Source organism: Pseudomonas muyukensis, from assembly GCF_019139535.1.
Lineage (GTDB): Bacteria > Pseudomonadota > Gammaproteobacteria > Pseudomonadales > Pseudomonadaceae > Aquipseudomonas > Aquipseudomonas muyukensis.
Genome location: NZ_CP077073.1, coordinates 111,147 through 132,500, shown reverse-complemented (window position 1 = coordinate 132,500; position 21,354 = coordinate 111,147). Strand labels below are relative to the sequence as shown.

The 21,354-nt window shown below is 58.5% G+C and carries 15 protein-coding genes, 4 tRNA genes and 2 rRNA genes (1 of these 21 cut by a window edge); all 21 read left to right on the top strand.

Annotation, left to right across the window (positions count from 1 at the left end):
- A 23S ribosomal RNA gene (locus KSS95_RS00705) occupies positions 1-1,367 on the top strand; it begins 1,526 nt to the left of the window's first position.
- A 130-nt stretch (positions 1,368-1,497) separates the two neighbouring features.
- A 5S ribosomal RNA gene (gene rrf / locus KSS95_RS00700) occupies positions 1,498-1,613 on the top strand.
- A 528-nt stretch (positions 1,614-2,141) separates the two neighbouring features.
- Entirely contained in the window at positions 2,142-3,101 is a 960-nt protein-coding gene (gene birA, locus KSS95_RS00695) for a bifunctional biotin--[acetyl-CoA-carboxylase] ligase/biotin operon repressor BirA (protein WP_217850669.1), read from the top strand.
- The gene (locus KSS95_RS00690) at positions 3,091-3,840 is read left to right on the top strand and encodes a pantothenate kinase (protein ID WP_217850667.1); all 750 of its coding nucleotides are present in this window, start codon (positions 3,091-3,093) and stop codon (positions 3,838-3,840) included. Before birA ends, KSS95_RS00690 begins: the two co-directional genes overlap by 11 nt.
- 7 nt (positions 3,841-3,847) lie before the next feature.
- A complete protein-coding gene (locus KSS95_RS00685; protein WP_217850665.1) occupies positions 3,848-4,273 on the top strand; it encodes a hypothetical protein in 426 nt (141 codons plus the stop codon).
- Between the two features lie 152 nt (positions 4,274-4,425).
- Positions 4,426-4,509: transfer RNA gene (locus tag KSS95_RS00680), tRNA-Tyr, on the top strand.
- Positions 4,510-4,533: 24 nt separating this feature from the next.
- Positions 4,534-4,607: transfer RNA gene (locus tag KSS95_RS00675), tRNA-Gly, on the top strand.
- Positions 4,608-4,636: 29 nt separating this feature from the next.
- A tRNA-Thr gene (locus KSS95_RS00670) sits at positions 4,637-4,712 on the top strand.
- A 79-nt stretch (positions 4,713-4,791) separates the two neighbouring features.
- Positions 4,792-5,985 carry an elongation factor Tu gene (gene tuf, locus KSS95_RS00665; protein WP_104960689.1) on the top strand — a complete coding sequence of 398 codons (1,194 nt, stop codon included), beginning with the start codon at positions 4,792-4,794 and terminating at the stop codon, positions 5,983-5,985.
- 54 nt (positions 5,986-6,039) lie between these two features.
- Positions 6,040-6,115: transfer RNA gene (locus KSS95_RS00660), tRNA-Trp, on the top strand.
- A 44-nt stretch (positions 6,116-6,159) separates the two neighbouring features.
- Positions 6,160-6,528, top strand: a complete 369-nt coding sequence (gene secE, locus KSS95_RS00655; protein ID WP_011531879.1) for a preprotein translocase subunit SecE — start codon at positions 6,160-6,162, stop codon at positions 6,526-6,528.
- Between the two features lie 9 nt (positions 6,529-6,537).
- On the top strand, positions 6,538-7,071 hold the full coding sequence (nusG, locus tag KSS95_RS00650; protein WP_011531880.1) for a transcription termination/antitermination protein NusG: 534 nt from the start codon (positions 6,538-6,540) through the stop codon (positions 7,069-7,071).
- 119 nt (positions 7,072-7,190) lie between these two features.
- Positions 7,191-7,622 carry a 50S ribosomal protein L11 gene (gene rplK, locus KSS95_RS00645; protein ID WP_217850663.1) on the top strand — a complete coding sequence of 144 codons (432 nt, stop codon included), beginning with the start codon at positions 7,191-7,193 and terminating at the stop codon, positions 7,620-7,622.
- A complete protein-coding gene (gene rplA / locus KSS95_RS00640; protein WP_028692260.1) occupies positions 7,622-8,317 on the top strand; it encodes a 50S ribosomal protein L1 in 696 nt (231 codons plus the stop codon). Before rplK ends, rplA begins: the two co-directional genes overlap by 1 nt.
- A gap of 198 nt (positions 8,318-8,515) precedes the next feature.
- Positions 8,516-9,016, top strand: coding sequence for a 50S ribosomal protein L10 (gene rplJ / locus KSS95_RS00635; RefSeq protein ID WP_136912671.1), 501 nt, complete (start codon positions 8,516-8,518; stop codon positions 9,014-9,016).
- Between the two features lie 77 nt (positions 9,017-9,093).
- Positions 9,094-9,459, top strand: coding sequence for a 50S ribosomal protein L7/L12 (gene rplL, locus KSS95_RS00630; RefSeq protein ID WP_085626169.1), 366 nt, complete (start codon positions 9,094-9,096; stop codon positions 9,457-9,459).
- A 219-nt stretch (positions 9,460-9,678) separates the two neighbouring features.
- Positions 9,679-13,752, top strand: a complete 4,074-nt coding sequence (rpoB, locus tag KSS95_RS00625; protein ID WP_217850661.1) for a DNA-directed RNA polymerase subunit beta — start codon at positions 9,679-9,681, stop codon at positions 13,750-13,752.
- Positions 13,753-13,816: 64 nt separating this feature from the next.
- Complete coding sequence (rpoC, locus tag KSS95_RS00620) at positions 13,817-18,016, top strand: DNA-directed RNA polymerase subunit beta' (protein ID WP_134693397.1); 4,200 nt, start codon at positions 13,817-13,819, stop codon at positions 18,014-18,016.
- A gap of 211 nt (positions 18,017-18,227) precedes the next feature.
- Positions 18,228-18,599, top strand: coding sequence for a 30S ribosomal protein S12 (rpsL, locus tag KSS95_RS00615; RefSeq protein WP_003255492.1), 372 nt, complete (start codon positions 18,228-18,230; stop codon positions 18,597-18,599).
- 106 nt (positions 18,600-18,705) lie between these two features.
- Positions 18,706-19,176: a 30S ribosomal protein S7 gene (gene rpsG, locus KSS95_RS00610; protein ID WP_003246741.1), complete on the top strand. Its 471-nt coding sequence runs from the start codon at positions 18,706-18,708 to the stop codon at positions 19,174-19,176.
- Between the two features lie 30 nt (positions 19,177-19,206).
- A complete protein-coding gene (gene fusA / locus KSS95_RS00605) occupies positions 19,207-21,354 on the top strand; it encodes an elongation factor G (protein ID WP_217850659.1) in 2,148 nt (715 codons plus the stop codon).

Genomic DNA, 21,354 nt, shown 5'->3' with positions numbered 1-21,354 from the left:
TAGAGCGCGAAGTGGTTGATGCCATGCTTCCAAGAAAAGCTCCTAAGCTTCAGATAACTGGGAACCGTACCCCAAACCGACACAGGTGGTTAGGTAGAGAATACCAAGGCGCTTGAGAGAACTCGGGTGAAGGAACTAGGCAAAATGGCACCGTAACTTCGGGAGAAGGTGCGCCGGTGAGGGTGAAGCACTTGCTGCGTAAGCCCACGCCGGTCGAAGATACCAGGCCGCTGCGACTGTTTATTAAAAACACAGCACTCTGCAAACACGAAAGTGGACGTATAGGGTGTGACGCCTGCCCGGTGCCGGAAGGTTAATTGATGGGGTTAGCGCAAGCGAAGCTCTTGATCGAAGCCCCGGTAAACGGCGGCCGTAACTATAACGGTCCTAAGGTAGCGAAATTCCTTGTCGGGTAAGTTCCGACCTGCACGAATGGCGTAACGATGGCGGCGCTGTCTCCACCCGAGACTCAGTGAAATTGAAATCGCTGTGAAGATGCAGTGTATCCGCGGCTAGACGGAAAGACCCCGTGAACCTTTACTATAGCTTTGCACTGGACTTTGAGCTTGCTTGTGTAGGATAGGTGGGAGGCTTTGAAGTGGGGACGCCAGTTCTCATGGAGCCATCCTTGAAATACCACCCTGGCAACCTTGAGGTTCTAACTCAGGTCCGTTATCCGGATCGAGGACAGTGTATGGTGGGTAGTTTGACTGGGGCGGTCTCCTCCCAAAGAGTAACGGAGGAGTACGAAGGTGCGCTCAGACCGGTCGGAAATCGGTCGTAGAGTATAAAGGCAAAAGCGCGCTTGACTGCGAGACAAACACGTCGAGCAGGTACGAAAGTAGGTCTTAGTGATCCGGTGGTTCTGTATGGAAGGGCCATCGCTCAACGGATAAAAGGTACTCCGGGGATAACAGGCTGATACCGCCCAAGAGTTCATATCGACGGCGGTGTTTGGCACCTCGATGTCGGCTCATCACATCCTGGGGCTGAAGCCGGTCCCAAGGGTATGGCTGTTCGCCATTTAAAGTGGTACGCGAGCTGGGTTTAGAACGTCGTGAGACAGTTCGGTCCCTATCTGCCGTGGACGTTTGAGATTTGAGAGGGGCTGCTCCTAGTACGAGAGGACCGGAGTGGACGAACCTCTGGTGTTCCGGTTGTCACGCCAGTGGCATTGCCGGGTAGCTATGTTCGGAAGAGATAACCGCTGAAAGCATCTAAGCGGGAAACTTGCCTCAAGATGAGATCTCACTGGGATCTTGAATCCCCTAAAGGGCCGTCGAAGACTACGACGTTGATAGGTTGGGTGTGTAAGCGCTGTGAGGCGTTGAGCTAACCAATACTAATTGCCCGTGAGGCTTGACCATATAACACCCAAGCAATTTGCTTACGCAGATTGTGGTGGTGAAGACGAAAGACCCGAAGATTCGTAGGGCCACAAATTCACATATCCGAATTGGCTGAGAGTGCTGCAAGGCATTCACGGCAACCGAATTTCTTGACGACCATAGAGCATTGGAACCACCTGATCCCATCCCGAACTCAGTAGTGAAACGATGCATCGCCGATGGTAGTGTGGGGCTTCCCCATGTGAGAGTAGGTCATCGTCAAGATTCATTTCGCAAAACCCCTATCTGCGCGAGCAGGTAGGGGTTTTGTCTTTGTGGTGCAGAAAACCCCGGCAGGTGCGGCCCTTGTAGGAGCGGCCTTGTGTCGCGATCGGGCGCGCAGCGGCCGCAAAACCTGCAGCCTCGGTCCTCCAGGACAATCGCGTCGCCTGGATTACGGCCGCTGCGCGCCCGATCGCGACACAAGGCCGCTCCTACAGGGGCCATTGCAGGGCCGGGGCCAGGCAGACCGCGCCGCTTGGTTCGCCAGCAAGGCTGGCTCCTACAGGCCGCAGGCGGGCGGCGATCGCTGTAGGAGCCGGCCTTGCCGGCGAACACCGGCGCAGCCGGTGCCATCCTGCAGCCTCGGTCCTCCAGGACAATCGCGTCGCCTGAATTACGGCCGCTGCGCAGCCCTTTCGCGACACAAGGCCGCTCCTGCAGGGGCCGCTCGCCGTCGTTGCCGGGCCCTTTTCCTATGCAAGCCAACAGCCCATAGCTATCATGCCAGCCTTATTCAAAGTCGAGACTGGCATGCTGAAGTTGTTGAATCTCCTCAAGGATGGTCGGTTCCATTCCGGAGAAGCCCTGGGGGCTGCCCTTGGGGTGAGCCGCAGCGCCGTTTGGAAGCAGCTGCAGCACCTCGAAAGCGAACTGAACCTGACCATCCACAAGGTCCGCGGCCGCGGCTATCAGCTTGCAACGCCGTTGAACCTGCTCGAGTCGCAGGCGATCGCTAGCTTTGCCGAGGGTGAGCAGTGGCCGCTATTCATTCACGAGACCATCGACTCCACTAATGCCGAAGGCCTAAGGCTCGCCGCAGCTGGGCAAGTTGCTCCGTTCGTGGTGTTGGCCGAGCGACAAAGTGCCGGTCGTGGTCGGCGTGGTCGGCACTGGGTCAGTCCGTTCGCTGAAAACCTCTATTACAGCCTGGTCCTGCGCGTTGACGGCGGTATGCGTCAATTGGAAGGGTTGAGCCTGGTGGTGGGGTTGGCGGTGATGCGCACATTGCAGGCGTTCGGTCTCAAGGATGCCGGCCTGAAATGGCCAAACGACGTCCTGGTCAAAGGACGGAAGATCACCGGGATCCTGCTGGAGTTGGTCGGCGACCCTGCCGATGTCTGCCACGTGGTGCTAGGGATCGGCGTCAATGTGAATATGCAGGCCAGTGAAGGCATCGATCAGCAATGGACCTCGATGCGCGCCGAGTCGGGCCAGCTCGTCGACCGTAACCGCTTGGTGGCTTTGCTTGGTCAGCAGTTGCAGCGTGAACTGGCCCGTCACCGGCGTTACGGGTTTGCCGCGTTCCAGGAGGAGTGGGAGCAGGCCCATCTGTGGCAAGGGCGCAAGGTGTCGCTGGTCGCCGGCACTACCCGTATCGATGGGGTGGCGCGGGGTGTGGATGGCCAGGGCGGTTTGCGTCTTGAGGTCGACGGTGTGGAAAAGAGCTTCAGCGGTGGCGAGCTCAGCCTGAGGTTGCGTGATGATTCTTGAGCTCGATTGTGGGAACAGCTTTATAAAGTGGCGTGTGGTCCACACTGCCGATGCCGCCATCACCGGTGGTGGTATTGTCGACTCGGACCAGGCGTTACTGGCAGCGGTTGCGGGGCTCGGCGACTTGCCTCTGGTCGGTAGCCGAATGGTCAGTGTGCGCAGTGAGGAAGAAACCTCGGCATTATGTGCATTGATCAAGGATCGCTTTGCGGTCGCTGTGAGCGTTGCCCAGCCGGTCCAGGAAATGGCCGGCGTTCGCAATGGCTATGACGACTACCAGCGCCTGGGCATGGACCGCTGGCTGGGGGCGCTGGGCGCTTTTCACCTGGCCAAGGGTGCCTGTCTGGTCATCGATTTTGGTACAGCGGCCAAGGCTGACTTTGTCGCGTCCGATGGCGAGCACTTGGGCGGCTACATATGTCCGGGCATGCCGTTGATGCGCAGCCAATTGCGCACCCATACCCGGCGCATTCGTTATGACGACGCTTCTGCCGAGCGGGCGTTGAGCAGCCTCGCCCCGGGGCGCTCTACCGTTGAGGCGGTTGAGCGGGGTTGCGTGTTGATGCTGCAAAGCTTTGCCCGCGCGCAGATCGAGCAGGCCAGGGCGCTGTGGGGCGATGACTTCACGGTGTTCCTCACTGGTGGTGATGCGCCTCTGGTGCGCGAGGCCGCTCCCCAGGCGCGCATCGTCCCGGACCTGGTATTCGTTGGCCTGGCCATGGCCTGCCCATTGAACTGAGGTGCCTATGCGCTGGTTGTTTCTTCTATTGATCGTGCTGAACGTCTTCTATTACGTCTGGCACCAGCAGGAAGCGCCCCTCAAGGTGAAGGAAGTCGCGCCGCTGTCGCTCTACAAGGGCAGTCAGCAGGAAATTCGCCTGCTGCGCGAAACCGGGGTCTCGGCGCCGGCCAGGCGCCGAGACGAATGCCTGGTTGTCGGCGGCCTGGCGCAACGTGAGCAGCTCGAGGCGTTGCGTCAGCGCCTGTTGAGTCTTGATATCGCAGCGGTGGCGGTCGCGGGGCAGCTGCCGGGGGCCGATGGTTTCTGGCTCAAGGTAGCCCCTGAAAGCGAGCGTTTGCTGGACCCAGCAGTGCTTTCGACTCTTTCCAAGGATTTCAAAGACTTAAAACACAAAATTATTTTCTGCGAAGGTATTGCAACTGCTGAATAGCTTGATAGAATGGCGCCCGCTTCACAGGGAACACCACTGAGGTGGTAGAGCTGGAAGCGGTGTCAAAGCAGCTAAGTTTCAGATTTGATTGAAAAAATTTGAAAAAACGCTTGACACTAGGACGGCAGACAAATAGAATGCCGGCCACATCTGGAGGGATTCCCGAGCGGTCAAAGGGGACGGACTGTAAATCCGTTGCGAGAGCTTCGAAGGTTCGAATCCTTCTCCCTCCACCAGTTTTAGCGAGAGCCGCAAGCTCCGCGGGTATAGTTTAGTGGTAGAACCTCAGCCTTCCAAGCTGATGATGCGGGTTCGATTCCCGCTACCCGCTCCAAGTTTGCAGGGTTTTGCACAAAGTGTTTCGCTCTTGTAGCTCAGTTGGTAGAGCACACCCTTGGTAAGGGTGAGGTCAGCGGTTCAAGTCCGCTCAAGAGCTCCATATAGACAAAGGCAGATATGAAAATATCTGCCTTTGTTTTATCAGCGGTAAGTCTATTTCTTCTGCGGAGGATGTATCGATGGCTAAGGAAAAGTTTGATCGTTCCCTACCTCACGTTAACGTCGGCACTATCGGCCACGTTGACCACGGTAAGACCACTCTGACCGCAGCGCTGACTCGCGTTTGCTCCGAAGTTTTCGGTTCGGCAATCGTTGAGTTCGACAAGATCGACTCGGCTCCGGAAGAAAAAGCGCGCGGTATCACCATCAACACTGCTCACGTCGAGTACAACTCGACCATTCGTCACTACGCTCACGTTGACTGCCCAGGTCACGCTGACTACGTGAAGAACATGATCACCGGTGCTGCCCAGATGGACGGCGCGATCCTGGTTTGCTCGGCCGCCGATGGTCCGATGCCACAAACCCGTGAGCACATCCTGCTGTCCCGTCAGGTTGGCGTTCCGTACATCGTGGTCTTCCTGAACAAGGCTGACCTGGTAGACGACGCTGAGCTGCTGGAACTGGTCGAGATGGAAGTTCGCGACCTGCTGTCCACCTACGACTTCCCAGGCGACGACACTCCGATCATCATCGGTTCGGCTCGTATGGCCCTGGAAGGCAAAGACGACAACGAAATGGGCACTACCGCTGTCAAGAAGCTGGTAGAGACTCTGGATAGCTACATTCCTGAGCCAGTTCGTGCCATCGACCAGCCGTTCCTGATGCCGATCGAAGACGTATTCTCGATCTCGGGTCGTGGTACCGTTGTTACCGGCCGTATCGAGCGTGGTATCGTCCGCGTTCAGGATCCGCTGGAAATCGTTGGTCTGCGCGACACTGCCACCACCACCTGCACCGGCGTTGAGATGTTCCGCAAGCTGCTGGACGAAGGTCGTGCTGGCGAGAACTGCGGCGTCCTGCTGCGTGGTACCAAGCGTGACGACGTTGAGCGTGGCCAGGTTCTGGTCAAGCCAGGTTCGGTCAAGCCGCACACCAAGTTCACCGCAGAAGTCTACGTCCTGTCGAAGGAAGAAGGTGGCCGTCACACTCCGTTCTTCAAAGGCTACCGTCCTCAGTTCTACTTCCGTACCACTGACGTGACCGGTAACTGCGAACTGCCGGAAGGCGTTGAAATGGTAATGCCAGGTGACAACATTCAGATGACTGTCACCCTGATCAAGACCATCGCGATGGAAGACGGTCTGCGCTTCGCCATCCGTGAAGGCGGTCGTACCGTCGGCGCCGGCGTCGTAGCAAAAATTATTGAATAAGTAGTTGATTTAAATGATCAGGCCGGTATAATGGCCGGCCTGGTACAGTGTTAAAGGTCAGTAGCTCAATTGGCAGAGCGACGGTCTCCAAAACCGTAGGTTGGGGGTTCGATTCCCTCCTGACCTGCCATTCACCTCGGTGTGATTGGCTTTCTTCTCACAGGATCCTCCTCGATGACTCCCAAAACTGAAGCCCAAGAATCGCGTTTTGATCTGTTCAAGTGGCTCGCTGTTGTCGCATTGGTAGTCGTTGGTGTTGTGGGTAATCAATATTACTCCGCCTCTCCGATCCTGTATCGCGTACTCGTCCTGCTTGCTTTGGCTGCTGTCGCTGGCTTCGTTGCCCTGCAGACCGCCAAGGGTAAGTCGTTCTTTGCGCTGGCGAAGGAAGCTCGTACCGAGATTCGTAAAGTCGTGTGGCCAACCCGCCAAGAAACCACGCAGACCACGCTGATTGTCGTGGCTGTTGTTCTGGTCATGGCGCTGCTGCTGTGGGGTCTTGATTCCCTGCTCGGCTGGTTGGTCTCCTTGATCGTTGGCTAAGGGTGTCTCGTGGCTAAGCGTTGGTATGTTGTTCATGCTTACTCGGGTTACGAGAAGCATGTCATGCGCTCCCTGATCGAGCGTGTCAAGCTGGCTGGCATGGAAGACGAATTCGGCGAGATCCTGGTCCCGACCGAAGAAGTCGTCGAAATGCGCAACGGCCAGAAGCGCAAGAGCGAGCGCAAATTCTTCCCGGGCTATGTATTGGTCCAGATGGAAATGAACGAAGGGACTTGGCACCTCGTCAAGGATACCCCTCGAGTCATGGGTTTCATTGGTGGTACCGCAGACAAGCCTGCGCCGATCACCGATAAAGAAGCTGAGGCCATCCTGCGTCGCGTTGCCGACGGCAGTGACAAGCCGAAGCCGAAGACGCTGTTCGAGCCGGGTGAAGTGGTTCGCGTCATTGACGGTCCCTTCGCTGATTTCAACGGTAGCGTCGAAGAAGTTAACTACGAAAAGAGCCGCCTGCAGGTTGCAGTGCTCATTTTCGGTCGCTCCACCCCGGTGGAGCTCGAGTTCAGCCAGGTCGAGAAGGTCTAGCAGAACGAAGCATCCCATACCCCGCAGCCCTATGTGCTGCGGGGTTTTGTCGTCACTGGGATAAAACGCAAGTCATACGGGGAGCCATCTGGCGCTTGTACCCGATTTTGGAGTAGCTCATGGCTAAGAAGATTCAGGCTTACATCAAGCTGCAAGTAAAGGCCGGCCAGGCCAACCCAAGCCCACCCGTTGGTCCAGCACTGGGTCAACACGGTGTGAACATCATGGAATTCTGCAAGGCCTTCAACGCCCGTACTCAGGGTCAAGAGCCAGGTCTGCCGACTCCAGTGATCATCACTGTCTACAGCGACCGTAGCTTCACCTTCGAGACCAAGAGCACACCTGCCTCGGTTCTGCTGAAGAAAGCTGCTGGCCTGGCCAGTGGTTCGGCTCGCCCGAACACCGTCAAGGTCGGTACCGTTACCCGTGCTCAGCTGGAAGAGATCGCCAAGGCCAAACAGGCCGATCTGACTGCCGCTGACCTGGATGCTGCTGTGCGCACCATCGCCGGCTCTGCCCGTAGCATGGGCCTGAACGTGGAGGGTGTGTAATGGCTAAGCTGACCAAGCGCCAAAAGGCTATCGCCGAGAAAATCGAAGCAGGCAAGGCCTACAACTTCGAAGAAGCAGCAACCCTGCTGGCTTCGCTGCCGGCTGCCAAGTTCGTAGAATCCTACGACATCGCCGTCAACCTCGGTGTTGATCCGCGTAAATCCGACCAGGTCGTTCGTAGCGCTACCGTGCTGCCGCACGGCACTGGCAAGACCGTCCGCGTTGCCGTCTTCACCCAGGGCCCAGCTGCTGAAGCTGCTCTGGCTGCCGGCGCCGACCGCGTAGGTATGGACGATCTGGCTGCCGAAATGAAAGGCGGCGACCTGAACTATGACGTCGTCATCGCATCGCCTGATGCCATGCGCGTTGTGGGTCAGCTGGGTCAGGTCCTGGGTCCTCGCGGCCTGATGCCTAACCCGAAAGTGGGTACCGTGACCCCAGACGTAGCCACTGCCGTGAAAAACGCCAAGGCTGGTCAGGTTCGCTACCGTACCGACAAGAACGGTATCATCCATACCTCCGTTGGCAAGATCGGCTTCGAAGCTGGCAAGCTGAAGGAAAACGTTGAAGCCCTGATCGCTGATCTGAAGCGTATCAAGCCAGCTTCCTCGAAAGGTATCTACGTCAAGCGCGTTACCCTGAGCACCACCATGGGCCCAGGTCTGATCATCGATCAGAGCTCGCTGAACGTGTAATATTCGGCCGCTGCGACCTGGTCGCAGCGGCTTACTAAATTGGGGTCCCTGCCTGGCGGGGGCTATCCAAGACCGTAGGCGGCGCAAGCCTTAAACCACAAGCCTACGCAGATGGTGCTCCCGATTCGTTTACGAATCAGACACCAAAACGACATCCGGCCTCGGCCAGATGAAACGGTAGAAACCAGGAGTAAACCCGTGGCAATTAAACTCGAAGACAAGAAGGCCATCGTCGCTGAAGTCAACGAGGCTGCCAAAGTCGCTCTGTCCGCTGTCGTGGCCGATGCCCGTGGTGTGACTGTAAGCGCAATGACCGGACTCCGTAAAGAGGCCCGCGAAGCTGGCGTATACGTGCGTGTCGTACGTAACACCCTGCTCAAGCGCGCTGTTGAAGGCACCGAGTACTCGATCCTCAACGACGCGTTCAAAGGCCCGACCCTGATTGCTTTCTCCAACGAACACCCGGGCGCTGCTGCTCGTCTGTTCAAGGAGTTCGCCAAGGGTCAGGACAAGTTCGAGATCAAGGCAGCCGCGTTTGACGGCAATTTGATTGCGGCGAACCAGATCGACGTGTTGGCTTCCCTGCCGACCCGCGACGAAGCTATTGCGAAGCTGATGAGCGTGATCCAAGGCGCTACCAGCAAGCTGGCTCGTACTCTGGCAGCCATTCGCGACCAGAAAGAAGCTACCGCCGCCTAAGGCGCGCGCACTCTTTCAAAATCATTCGTTTAATTTGATGGCTGCGTAGGCTGTCACCCCAATACAGGATTCAAGTCATGTCTCTGACTAACGAACAAATCATCGAAGCAATCGGCCAGAAAACCGTTCTGGAAGTTGTTGAGCTGATCAAAGCTATGGAAGAAACCTTCGGCGTTACCGCTGCTGTTGCCGCTGCTGGCCCAGCTGCTGCTGCTGCCGTTGTTGAAGAGCAGACCGAGTTCAACGTCGTTCTGACCGAAGCTGGCGACAAGAAAGTCAACGTCATCAAGGCCGTTCGTGAACTGACCGGTCTGGGCCTGAAAGAAGCCAAAGAGAAAGTCGACGGCGCTCCTCAGGTTATCGCTGAAGGCGTTTCGAAAGAAGCCGCTGAAGACGCGAAGAAGAAGCTGGAAGAAGCTGGCGCTAAAGTCGAGCTGAAGTAATTTCGACTTTGCGACAACAGCCCGAGCGTTGAGCGAAGGGCTGATGGCTGGTGGCTTATGCCACCGGCCTTTTTCCGTTATTGGTGGCCGATCAGGTCGGCCCCGATAACGAGCTGCAAGACACCCAAGAGGGTGGCGCAAACCAAGGGGTTTGCACGATTTTCGGCTGCTCCCGCCGGGAGATGCCAAACAAGCAGGTGACCAAGCTGGGGAATGCTGATGGCTTACTCATACACTGAGAAAAAACGTATCCGCAAGGACTTTAGCAAGTTGCCGGACGTCATGGATGTGCCTTACCTCCTGGCCATCCAGCTGGATTCGTATCGCGAATTCCTGCAGGCGGGAGCATCCAAGGACCAGTTCCGCGACGTCGGCCTGCATGCGGCCTTCAAATCGGTATTCCCGATCATCAGCTACTCCGGCAATGCTGCCCTGGAGTACGTCGGCTATCGCCTGGGCGAGCCGGCGTTCGATGTGAAGGAATGTGTCCTGCGTGGTGTGACCTTCGCGGTCCCGCTGCGTGTGAAGGTGCGCCTGATCATCTTCGACAAGGAATCGTCGAACAAAGCGATCAAGGACATCAAAGAGCAAGAAGTCTACATGGGTGAAATCCCCCTGATGACTGAGAACGGTACCTTCGTTATCAACGGTACCGAGCGTGTGATCGTGTCTCAGCTGCACCGCTCGCCGGGTGTGTTCTTCGACCACGACCGTGGCAAGACCCACAGCTCGGGCAAGCTGCTGTACTCCGCTCGCATCATCCCTTACCGCGGTTCCTGGCTGGACTTCGAGTTCGACCCGAAGGACTGCGTGTTCGTGCGTATCGACCGTCGCCGCAAGCTGCCGGCCTCGGTACTGCTGCGCGCGCTGGGCTACAGCACCGAAGAGGTGTTGAACACCTTCTACACCACCAACGTCTTCCACATCTCCGGCGAGAAACTGAGCCTGGAGCTGGTGCCGCAGCGTCTGCGTGGTGAAGTCGCGGTCATGGACATCCATGACGGCAGCGGCAAGGTCATCGTCGAGCAGGGCCGCCGTATTACCGCGCGCCACATCAACCAGCTGGAAAAGGCTGGCGTGAAAGAACTCGACGTGCCGATGGAGTACGTGCTGGGCCGTACCACCGCCAAGGCCATCGTGCATCCGGCCACCGGCGAGATCCTGGCCGAGTGCAACACCGAGCTGACCACCGATCTGCTGATCAAGATCGCCAAGGCTCAGGTCGTGCGCATCGAGACCCTGTACACCAACGACATCGACTGCGGTCCGTTCATCTCGGATACCCTGAAGATCGACACCACCAGCAACCAGCTGGAAGCGTTGGTCGAGATCTACCGCATGATGCGTCCAGGCGAGCCGCCAACCAAGGACGCCGCCGAGACCCTGTTCAACAACCTGTTCTTCAGCGCCGAGCGTTACGACCTGTCCGCCGTTGGCCGCATGAAGTTCAACCGTCGTATCGGTCGTACCGAGATCGAAGGTTCGGGCGTGCTGAGCAAGGAAGACATCGTCGAGGTTCTCAAGACCCTGGTCGATATCCGTAACGGCAAAGGCATCGTCGACGACATCGACCACCTGGGTAACCGTCGCGTGCGTTGCGTCGGCGAGATGGCCGAGAACCAGTTCCGTGTTGGCCTGGTGCGTGTAGAGCGCGCGGTCAAGGAACGTCTGTCGATGGCCGAAAGCGAAGGCCTGATGCCGCAGGACCTGATCAACGCCAAGCCGGTTGCGGCCGCGGTGAAAGAGTTCTTCGGTTCCAGCCAGCTCTCGCAGTTCATGGACCAGAACAACCCGCTCTCCGAGATCACCCACAAGCGCCGTGTCTCCGCACTCGGCCCTGGCGGTCTGACCCGTGAGCGCGCAGGCTTCGAAGTCCGTGACGTACACCCGACCCACTACGGCCGCGTGTGCCCGATCGAGACCCCTGAAGGTCCGAACATCGGTCTGATCAACTCCCTGGCTGCCTATGCCCGCACCAACCAGTACGGCTTCCTCGAAAGCCCGTACCGCGTGGTGAAGGAAGGCGTGGTCAGCGACGACATCGTGTTCCTGTCCGCCATCGAAGAGGCCGATCACGTGATCGCCCAGGCTTCGGCCGCGATGAACGACAAGAAGCAACTGATCGACGAGCTGGTAGCTGTTCGTCACCTGAACGAATTCACCGTCAAGGCGCCGGAAGACGTCACCCTGATGGACGTTTCGCCGAAGCAGGTTGTTTCCGTCGCTGCCTCGCTGATCCCGTTCCTCGAGCACGACGACGCCAACCGTGCATTGATGGGTTCGAACATGCAGCGTCAGGCTGTACCGACCCTGCGCGCCGACAAGCCGCTGGTAGGTACCGGCATGGAGCGCAACGTTGCCCGTGACTCCGGTGTCTGCGTGGTTGCTCGCCGCGGTGGTGTGATCGATTCGGTCGACGCCAGCCGTATCGTCGTTCGCGTCAATGACGACGAAGTCGAGACCGGCGAAGCCGGTGTGGACATCTACAACCTGACCAAGTACACCCGTTCCAACCAGAACACCTGCATCAACCAGCGTCCGCTGGTGAGCAAGGGTGACAAGGTTCAGCGTAGCGACATCATGGCCGACGGCCCGTCCACCGACATGGGTGAACTGGCGCTGGGTCAGAACATGCGCATCGCGTTCATGGCGTGGAACGGCTTCAACTTCGAAGACTCCATCTGCCTGTCCGAGCGTGTGGTTCAGGAAGACCGCTTCACCACGATCCACATCCAGGAACTGACCTGTGTGGCCCGTGACACCAAGCTTGGCCCAGAGGAAATCACCGCGGACATCCCGAACGTCGGTGAAGCTGCGCTGAACAAGCTGGACGAAGCCGGTATCGTCTACGTGGGTGCCGAAGTTGGCGCTGGCGACATTCTGGTCGGCAAGGTCACGCCAAAAGGCGAAACCCAGCTGACCCCAGAAGAAAAACTGCTGCGCGCGATCTTCGGTGAGAAGGCCAGCGACGTTAAGGACACCTCCCTGCGCGTGCCGACCGGCACCAAGGGTACCGTCATCGACGTACAGGTCTTCACCCGTGATGGCGTCGAGCGCGACAGCCGCGCCCTGGCCATCGAGAAGATGCAGCTGGACGAGATCCGCAAGGACCTCAACGAAGAGTTCCGCATCGTTGAAGGCGCAACCTTCGAGCGTCTGCGTTCTGCCCTGAACGGCCAGGTGGTCGACGGTGGCGCGGGCCTGAAGAAAGGCACCGTGATCACTGACGAAGTGCTGGACGGTCTGGAGCATGGCCAGTGGTTCAAGCTGCGCATGGCCGAAGATGCACTGAACGAGCAGCTGGAAAAGGCTCAGCAGTACATCGTCGACCGTCGCCGTCTGCTGGACGACAAGTTCGAAGACAAGAAGCGCAAGCTGCAGCAGGGCGATGACCTGGCTCCAGGCGTACTGAAGATCGTCAAGGTCTACCTGGCAATCCGCCGTCGCATCCAGCCGGGTGACAAGATGGCCGGTCGTCACGGTAACAAGGGTGTCGTCTCGGTGATCATGCCGGTCGAAGACATGCCGCACGACGCCAACGGTACTCCGGTCGACGTCGTACTGAACCCGCTGGGCGTACCTTCGCGTATGAACGTCGGTCAGATCCTCGAAACCCACCTGGGCCTCGCGGCCAAGGGCCTGGGCGAGAAGATCGACCGGATGATCGAAGAGCAGCGCAAAGCCGCTGAACTGCGCACCTTCCTCACCGAGATCTACAACGAGATCGGTGGTCGTCAGGAGAACCTGGAAGAGTTCACCGACGAAGAGATCATCGCCCTGGCGAACAACCTGAAGAAAGGCGTGCCTATGGCCACCCCAGTCTTCGACGGTGCCAAGGAGCGTGAGATCAAGGCCATGCTGAAACTGGCAGACCTGCCAGAAAGCGGCCAGATGGTGCTGTTCGACGGCCGTACCGGCAACAAGTTCGAGCGTCCTGTGACCGTTGGTTACATGTACATGCTCAAGCTGAACCACTTGGTGGACGACAAGATGCACGCGCGTTCCACTGGTTCCTACAGCCTGGTTACCCAGCAGCCGCTGGGTGGTAAGGCGCAGTTCGGTGGTCAGCGTTTCGGGGAGATGGAAGTGTGGGCGCTGGAAGCATACGGCGCGGCATACACCCTGCAAGAAATGCTCACAGTGAAGTCGGACGACGTGAACGGCCGTACCAAGATGTACAAGAACATCGTGGATGGCGATCACCGTATGGAGCCGGGCATGCCCGAGTCCTTCAACGTGTTGATCAAAGAGATCCGTTCGCTCGGTATCGATATCGATCTGGAAACCGAATAACACGTGACGCGAAGGGGAGTGGGGCAGGTAATGCCCGCTCCCTGCTCCGCCAGGAGGAAAGGCCTTGAAAGACCTACTGAATTTGCTGAAAAACCAGGGTCAAGTCGAAGAGTTCGACGCCATCCGCATCGGTCTGGCGTCGCCTGAAATGATCCGTTCGTGGTCGTTCGGTGAAGTCAAAAAGCCGGAAACCATCAACTACCGTACGTTCAAGCCTGAGCGCGACGGCCTGTTCTGCGCCAAGATCTTTGGCCCAGTCAAGGACTACGAGTGCCTGTGCGGCAAGTACAAGCGCCTCAAGCACCGCGGCGTGATCTGCGAGAAGTGCGGCGTTGAAGTTGCCCTGGCCAAGGTTCGTCGTGAGCGCATGGCGCACATCGAGCTGGCCTCGCCGGTTGCCCACATCTGGTTCCTGAAGTCGCTGCCGTCCCGTATCGGCCTGCTGATGGACATGACCCTGCGTGATATCGAACGCGTGCTCTACTTCGAGAGCTACGTCGTGATCGACCCGGGCATGACCACCCTCGAGAAGGGCCAGTTGCTGAACGACGAGCAGTACTTCGAAGCGCTGGAAGAGTTCGGTGACGACTTCGATGCCCGCATGGGTGCCGAGGCTGTCCGCGAACTGCTGCACGCTATCGACCTGGAGCACGAGATCGGTCGCCTGCGCGAAGAAATTCCGCAGACCAACTCGGAAACCAAGATCAAGAAGCTGTCCAAGCGCCTGAAGCTGATGGAAGCTTTCCAGGGCTCGGGCAACCTGCCTGAGTGGATGGTCCTGACCGTCCTGCCAGTACTGCCGCCGGACCTGCGTCCGCTGGTTCCGCTGGATGGCGGCCGCTTCGCGACCTCCGACCTGAACGACCTGTATCGTCGGGTGATCAACCGTAACAACCGTCTGAAGCGCCTGCTCGATCTGTCGGCGCCGGACATCATCGTGCGCAACGAAAAGCGCATGCTGCAGGAAGCGGTCGACGCCCTGCTCGACAACGGCCGTCGCGGTCGCGCCATCACGGGCTCGAACAAGCGTCCGCTGAAGTCGCTGGCCGACATGATCAAAGGTAAGCAAGGTCGTTTCCGTCAGAACTTGCTCGGTAAGCGCGTGGACTACTCCGGCCGTTCGGTAATTACCGTAGGCCCGACCCTGCGTCTGCACCAGTGCGGTCTGCCGAAGAAGATGGCCCTCGAGCTGTTCAAGCCGTTCATTTTCGGCAAGCTGGAAATGCGTGGTCTGGCGACCACCATCAAGGCTGCCAAGAAGATGGTCGAGCGCGAGCTGCCGGAGGTGTGGGACGTCCTCGCCGAGGTGATCCGCGAACACCCCGTCCTGCTCAACCGTGCGCCAACCCTGCACCGTCTGGGTATCCAGGCATTTGAACCGGTTCTGATCGAAGGTAAGGCTATCCAGCTGCACCCGCTGGTCTGTGCCGCGTACAACGCCGACTTCGACGGTGACCAGATGGCCGTTCACGTGCCGCTGACCCTGGAAGCCCAGCTCGAAGCGCGCGCGCTGATGATGTCGACCAACAACATCCTGTCGCCAGCCAACGGTGAGCCAATCATCGTTCCGTCGCAGGACGTTGTACTGGGTCTGTACTACATGACCCGTGAAGCCATCAACGCCAAGGGCGAAGGTCGCGTGTTCGCCGACCTGCAGGAAGTCGACCGCGTATTCCGCGCCGGCGAAGCCGCCCTGCACGCGAAAATCAAGGTTCGTATCAACGAAACCGTGAAGGATCGCGATGGCAGCATCACCAAGAACACCCGTATCGTCGACACCACTGTCGGCCGTGCGCTGCTGTTCCAGGTTGTACCGGCAGGCCTGCCGTTCGACGTCGTCAACCAGTCGATGAAGAAAAAGGCGATCTCCAAGCTGATCAACCAGTGCTATCGCGTGGTGGGTCTGAAAGAGACCGTGATCTTCGCTGACCAGCTGATGTACACCGGCTTTGCCTACTCGACCATTTCCGGCGTTTCCATCGGTGTTAACGACTTCGTTATCCCTGATGAAAAGGCGCGCATCATCAACAGCGCCACCGATGAAGTGAAGGAAATCGAGAGCCAGTACGCCTCCGGCCTGGTAACCCAGGGCGAGAAGTACAACAAGGTCATCGACTTGTGGTCCAAGGCGAACGACGAAGTGTCCAAGGCGATGATGGCCAACCTCTCGAAAGAGAAGGTCGTCGACCGCGAGGGCAAGGAAGTCGAGCAAGAGTCCTTCAACTCGATGTACATGATGGCTGACTCCGGTGCGCGTGGTTCCGCGGCTCAGATCCGTCAGCTGGCCGGTATGCGTGGCCTGATGGCCAAGCCGGACGGCTCGATCATCGAGACGCCGATCACCGCGAACTTCCGCGAAGGTCTGAGCGTACTGCAGTACTTCATCTCGACCCACGGTGCTCGTAAGGGTCTGGCGGATACCGCACTGAAGACCGCGAACTCCGGTTACCTGACCCGTCGTCTGGTAGACGTGGCGCAGGATCTGGTGGTTACCGAGATCGACTGCGGCACCGACCAGGGTCTGCTGATGACCCCGCACATCGAAGGCGGCGACGTTGTCGAGCCGCTGGGTGAGCGCGTGCTGGGCCGTGTCATCGCCCGTGACGTGTTCAAGCCGGGCACCGAGGACGTCATCGTTCCTGCCGGCACCCTGGTGGACGAGCAGTGGGTCGAGTTCATCGAGCTGAACAGCATCGACGAAGTGGTCGTGCGTTCGCCGATCAGCTGCGAAACCCGCTACGGCATCTGCGCCAAGTGCTACGGTCGCGATCTGGCTCGCGGTCACCAGGTGAACATCGGTGAAGCTGTCGGCGTTATCGCCGCCCAGTCGATCGGTGAGCCGGGTACCCAGCTGACCATGCGTACGTTCCACATCGGTGGTGCTGCAAGCCGTACCTCGGCTGCCGACAGCGTCCAGGTGAAGAACGGCGGTATGGTGCGTCTGCACAACCTCAAGCAGGTCGAGCGCGCCGATGGCAACCTGGTTGCCGTATCGCGTTCCGGCGAGCTGGCCATTGCCGACGAGTTCGGTCGTGAGCGTGAGCGCTACAAGCTGCCTTACGGTGCGGTGATTTCGGTCAAGGAAGGTGAGAAGGTCGAAGCTGGCGCCATCGTCGCCAAGTGGGACCCGCACACCCACCCGATCGTGACCGAGCTGAAAGGTACCGTGACCTTCGTGGGCATGGAAGAAAACATCACCATCAAGCGCCAGACCGACGAACTGACCGGCCTGACCAACATTGAAGTGATGGACGTGAAGGATCGCCCTGCCGCAGGCAAGGAAATCCGTCCGGCGATCAAGATGGTCGATGCCGCTGGCAAGGACCTGTACCTGCCAGGTACCGACGTACCGGCTCAGTACTTCCTGCCGGCCAACGCCCTCGTCGGTGTGGCTGACGGTGCCCAGATCGGCGTCGGTGACGTTATCGCGCGTATCCCGCAAGAAACGTCGAAGACCCGTGACATCACCGGTGGTCTGCCACGCGTTGCCGACTTGTTCGAAGCGCGTCGTCCGAAGGAAGCCTCGATCCTGGCTGAAGTCAGCGGCACCATTGCCTTCGGTAAAGAAACCAAGGGCAAGCGTCGCCTGGTCATCACCCCGACCGATGGTAGCGATCCGTACGAAGAGCTGATTCCGAAGTGGCGCCACCTGAACGTCTTCGAAGGCGAACAGGTAAACCGCGGCGAAGTTATCTCCGACGGCCCGAGCGATCCGCACGACATCCTGCGTCTGCTGGGTGTGAGCGCGCTGGCCAAGTACATCGTCAACGAGATCCAGGACGTTTACCGCCTGCAGGGCGTGAAGATCAACGACAAGCACATCGAGACCATCCTGCGTCAGATGCTGCGTAAAGTTGAGATCTCCGAGTCCGGCGATTCCAGCTTCATCAAGGGCGACCAGATGGAACTGACTCAGGTTCTGGTCGAGAACGAGCGTCTCGCCAGCGAAGACAAGTTCATCTCGAAGTTCACCCGTGTGCTGCTGGGTATCACCAAGGCCTCGCTGTCGACCGAATCGTTCATCTCGGCGGCTTCCTTCCAGGAAACCACCCGCGTACTGACCGAAGCGGCGGTAACCGGCAAGCGCGACTACCTGCGCGGCCTGAAAGAGAACGTGGTCGTGGGTCGTCTGATCCCGGCCGGTACCGGTCTGGCCTATCACAGCGAGCGCAAGCGTCGCCGTGATGCCGACAAGCCGCTGCGTGTGAGCGCCAGTGAGGTGGAAGCCGCACTGACCGAAGCGCTGAATTCCAGCGGCAACTGAGTACAGGGCAGGGCCCCGGCACGCCTCGCCAGGGCATCGGTGACATGAATTGTTGCCGATGACCGGGCGAGGAGGGCCGGGGCCTCGTCTTGACTGGGTGCAAGATCCTCTTTAGACTTTTGTACCCTTAAATTTGGTGAGGCTCCGTCTCGCCAATTTTTGGCTTTCTTGCAAGACAATAGAGTCGCAAGACAATCAGTGGAGCTAGTAGATGGCAACTATCAACCAGCTGGTACGTCAGCCGCGTAAGCGTTCGGTCGAGAAGTCCGACGTTCCTGCGCTGCAGAACTGCCCGCAGCGTCGTGGCGTGTGCACCCGTGTGTACACCACCACGCCGAAAAAACCTAACTCGGCACTGCGTAAAGTATGCCGTGTGCGTCTGACCAACGGTTTCGAGGTTTCCTCGTACATCGGCGGTGAAGGCCACAACCTGCAAGAGCACAGCGTCGTCCTGATCCGTGGCGGCCGTGTAAAAGACTTGCCAGGTGTTCGTTACCACACCGTTCGCGGCTCTCTGGATACTTCGGGCGTCAAAGGCCGTAACCAGGGTCGTTCGAAGTACGGTACCAAGCGTCCGAAGTAATCGGTCGTTTGCAGACATCCATTTATTTGAGTCGATAAGAGTAAGGTCGGGCAGGGGTCGAAGACCCGCGTCCCGGGCTAACCTGAAGACCGTTTGAGGGCTTATCATGCCAAGACGTCGTGTAGCAGCAAAACGTGAGATCCTGGACGATCCGAAGTACGGATCCCAGATCCTCGCCAAGTTCATGAACCACGTGATGGAAAGCGGCAAGAAGGCCGTAGCCGAGCGCATCGTTTACGGTGCCCTGGATACCGTCAAAGCACGCAAGAACAGCGACCCCCTGGAAATCTTCGAGAAAGCTCTCGACGCCATCGCTCCGCTGGTCGAAGTTAAGTCCCGCCGTGTTGGCGGTGCCACTTACCAGGTTCCGGTTGAAGTTCGTCCATCCCGTCGTAATGCTCTGGCAATGCGCTGGCTCGTAGACTACGCCCGCAAGCGCGGCGAGAAGTCGATGGCTCTGCGCCTGGCCGGCGAACTGCTGGATGCTGCCGAAGGCAAGGGTGCTGCAGTCAAGAAGCGTGAAGACGTGCACCGTATGGCCGAGGCCAACAAAGCGTTCTCGCACTACCGCTTCTAATTCAAGCATCAATATTTTTGCGAGGGCTCTATGGCTCGTAATACAGCAATTAACCGCTACCGTAACATCGGTATCTGTGCCCACGTTGACGCGGGCAAGACTACCACTACCGAGCGGATCCTGTTCTACACAGGTCTGAGCCACAAGATGGGCGAGGTGCATGACGGCGCCGCGACCACCGACTGGATGGTGCAGGAGCAGGAGCGCGGTATCACCATTACCTCCGCTGCCGTTACCACCTTCTGGAAAGGTTCCCGTGGTCAGTACGACAACTACCGCGTAAACGTCATCGATACCCCCGGCCACGTTGACTTCACCATTGAAGTAGAGCGTTCGCTGCGTGTACTCGACGGCGCGGTCGTTGTGTTCTGCGGTACCTCCGGTGTTGAACCGCAGTCCGAAACCGTATGGCGTCAAGCCAACAAGTACGGCGTTCCACGTGTTGTCTACGTGAACAAGATGGACCGTGCCGGTGCCAACTTCCTGCGCGTTGTCGGCCAGATCAAGAACCGCCTGGGTCACACCCCGGTTCCGGTCCAGCTGGCCATCGGTGCGGAAGACGACTTCCAGGGTCAGGTTGACCTGATCAAGATGAAAGCCATCTACTGGAACGATGACGACAAGGGCACCACCTACCGTGAGGAAGAAATTCCTGCGGATATGGTCGAGCTGGCCAACGAGTGGCGCAGCAACATGGTTGAGGCTGCCGCCGAAGCCAACGAAGAGCTGATGAACAAGTACCTTGAAGAAGGTGACCTGTCCGTCGAAGACATCAAGGCTGGTCTGCGCGCCCGTACCCTGGCGAGCGAGATCGTTCCTGCTGTCTGCGGTTCCTCGTTCAAGAACAAGGGTGTTCCCCTGGTTCTCGACGCCGTCATCGACTTCCTGCCTGCTCCGACCGAAATCCCGGCGATCAAGGGTATCCACCCTGACCTGATCGACGTGCCGAAGGATGAAGTCACTGCAGAACAGTACGACGAGCGTCCTGCTGACGACGACGCGCCGTTCTCGGCCCTGGCGTTCAAGATTGCCACCGACCCGTTCGTGGGTACTCTGACCTTCGTTCGCGTTTACTCGGGCTTCCTGACCTCCGGTGACTCCGTCATCAACTCGGTCAAGGGCAAGAAAGAGCGCGTTGGTCGTATGGTGCAGATGCACGCCAACCAGCGTGAAGAGATCAAAGAAGTACGCGCTGGCGACATCGCTGCTCTGATCGGCATGAAGGACGTCACCACCGGTGACACCCTGTGCAACGCCGACAAGCCGATCATCCTCGAGCGTATGGACTTCCCTGAGCCGGTAATTTCGCTCTCCGTAGAGCCGAAAACCAAGGCTGACCAGGAGAAGATGGGTATCGCTCTGGGCAAGCTGGCCCAGGAAGACCCGTCGTTCCGCGTCAAGACCGACGAAGAAACCGGCCAGACCATCATCTCCGGTATGGGTGAGCTGCACCTGGACATCCTCGTTGACCGCATGAAGCGCGAGTTCAACGTCGAGTGCAACGTCGGCAAGCCTCAGGTTTCGTACCGCGAGAAGATCACCAAGTCCAACGTCGAGATCGAAGGCAAGTTCGTTCGTCAGTCGGGTGGCCGTGGTCAGTTCGGTCACTGCTGGATCCGTTTCTCGGAGCCGGACGTTGACGAGAAGGGCAACATCACCGAAGGTCTGGTGTTCACCAACGAAGTCGTTGGTGGTGTGATTCCTAAGGAATTCATCGCCCCGATCCAGAAGGGTATCGAAGAGCAGATGAAAAACGGCGTTGTTGCCGGTTATCCGCTGCTCGGCCTGAAGGCCACGGTATTCGACGGTTCGTACCACGACGTCGACTCCAACGAAATGGCGTTCAAGATCGCCGCTTCGATGGCGACCAAGCAACTGGCCCAGAAGGGCGGTGGCGTGGTGCTTGAGCCGATCATGAAGGTCGAAGTTGTAACCCCGGAAGACTACCTGGGTGACGTGATGGGTGACCTGAGCCGTCGTCGCGGGATGATCCAGGGTAATGAAGACTCGGTGTCCGGCAAGGTAATCACTGCTGAGGTACCGCTCGGAGAGATGTTCGGTTACGCAACCGACGTTCGTTCCATGTCTCAGGGTCGCGCAAGCTACTCCATGGAATTCTCCAAATACGCCGAAGCTCCGTCGAACATCGTCGAAGCACTCGTTAAAAAACAAGGCTAA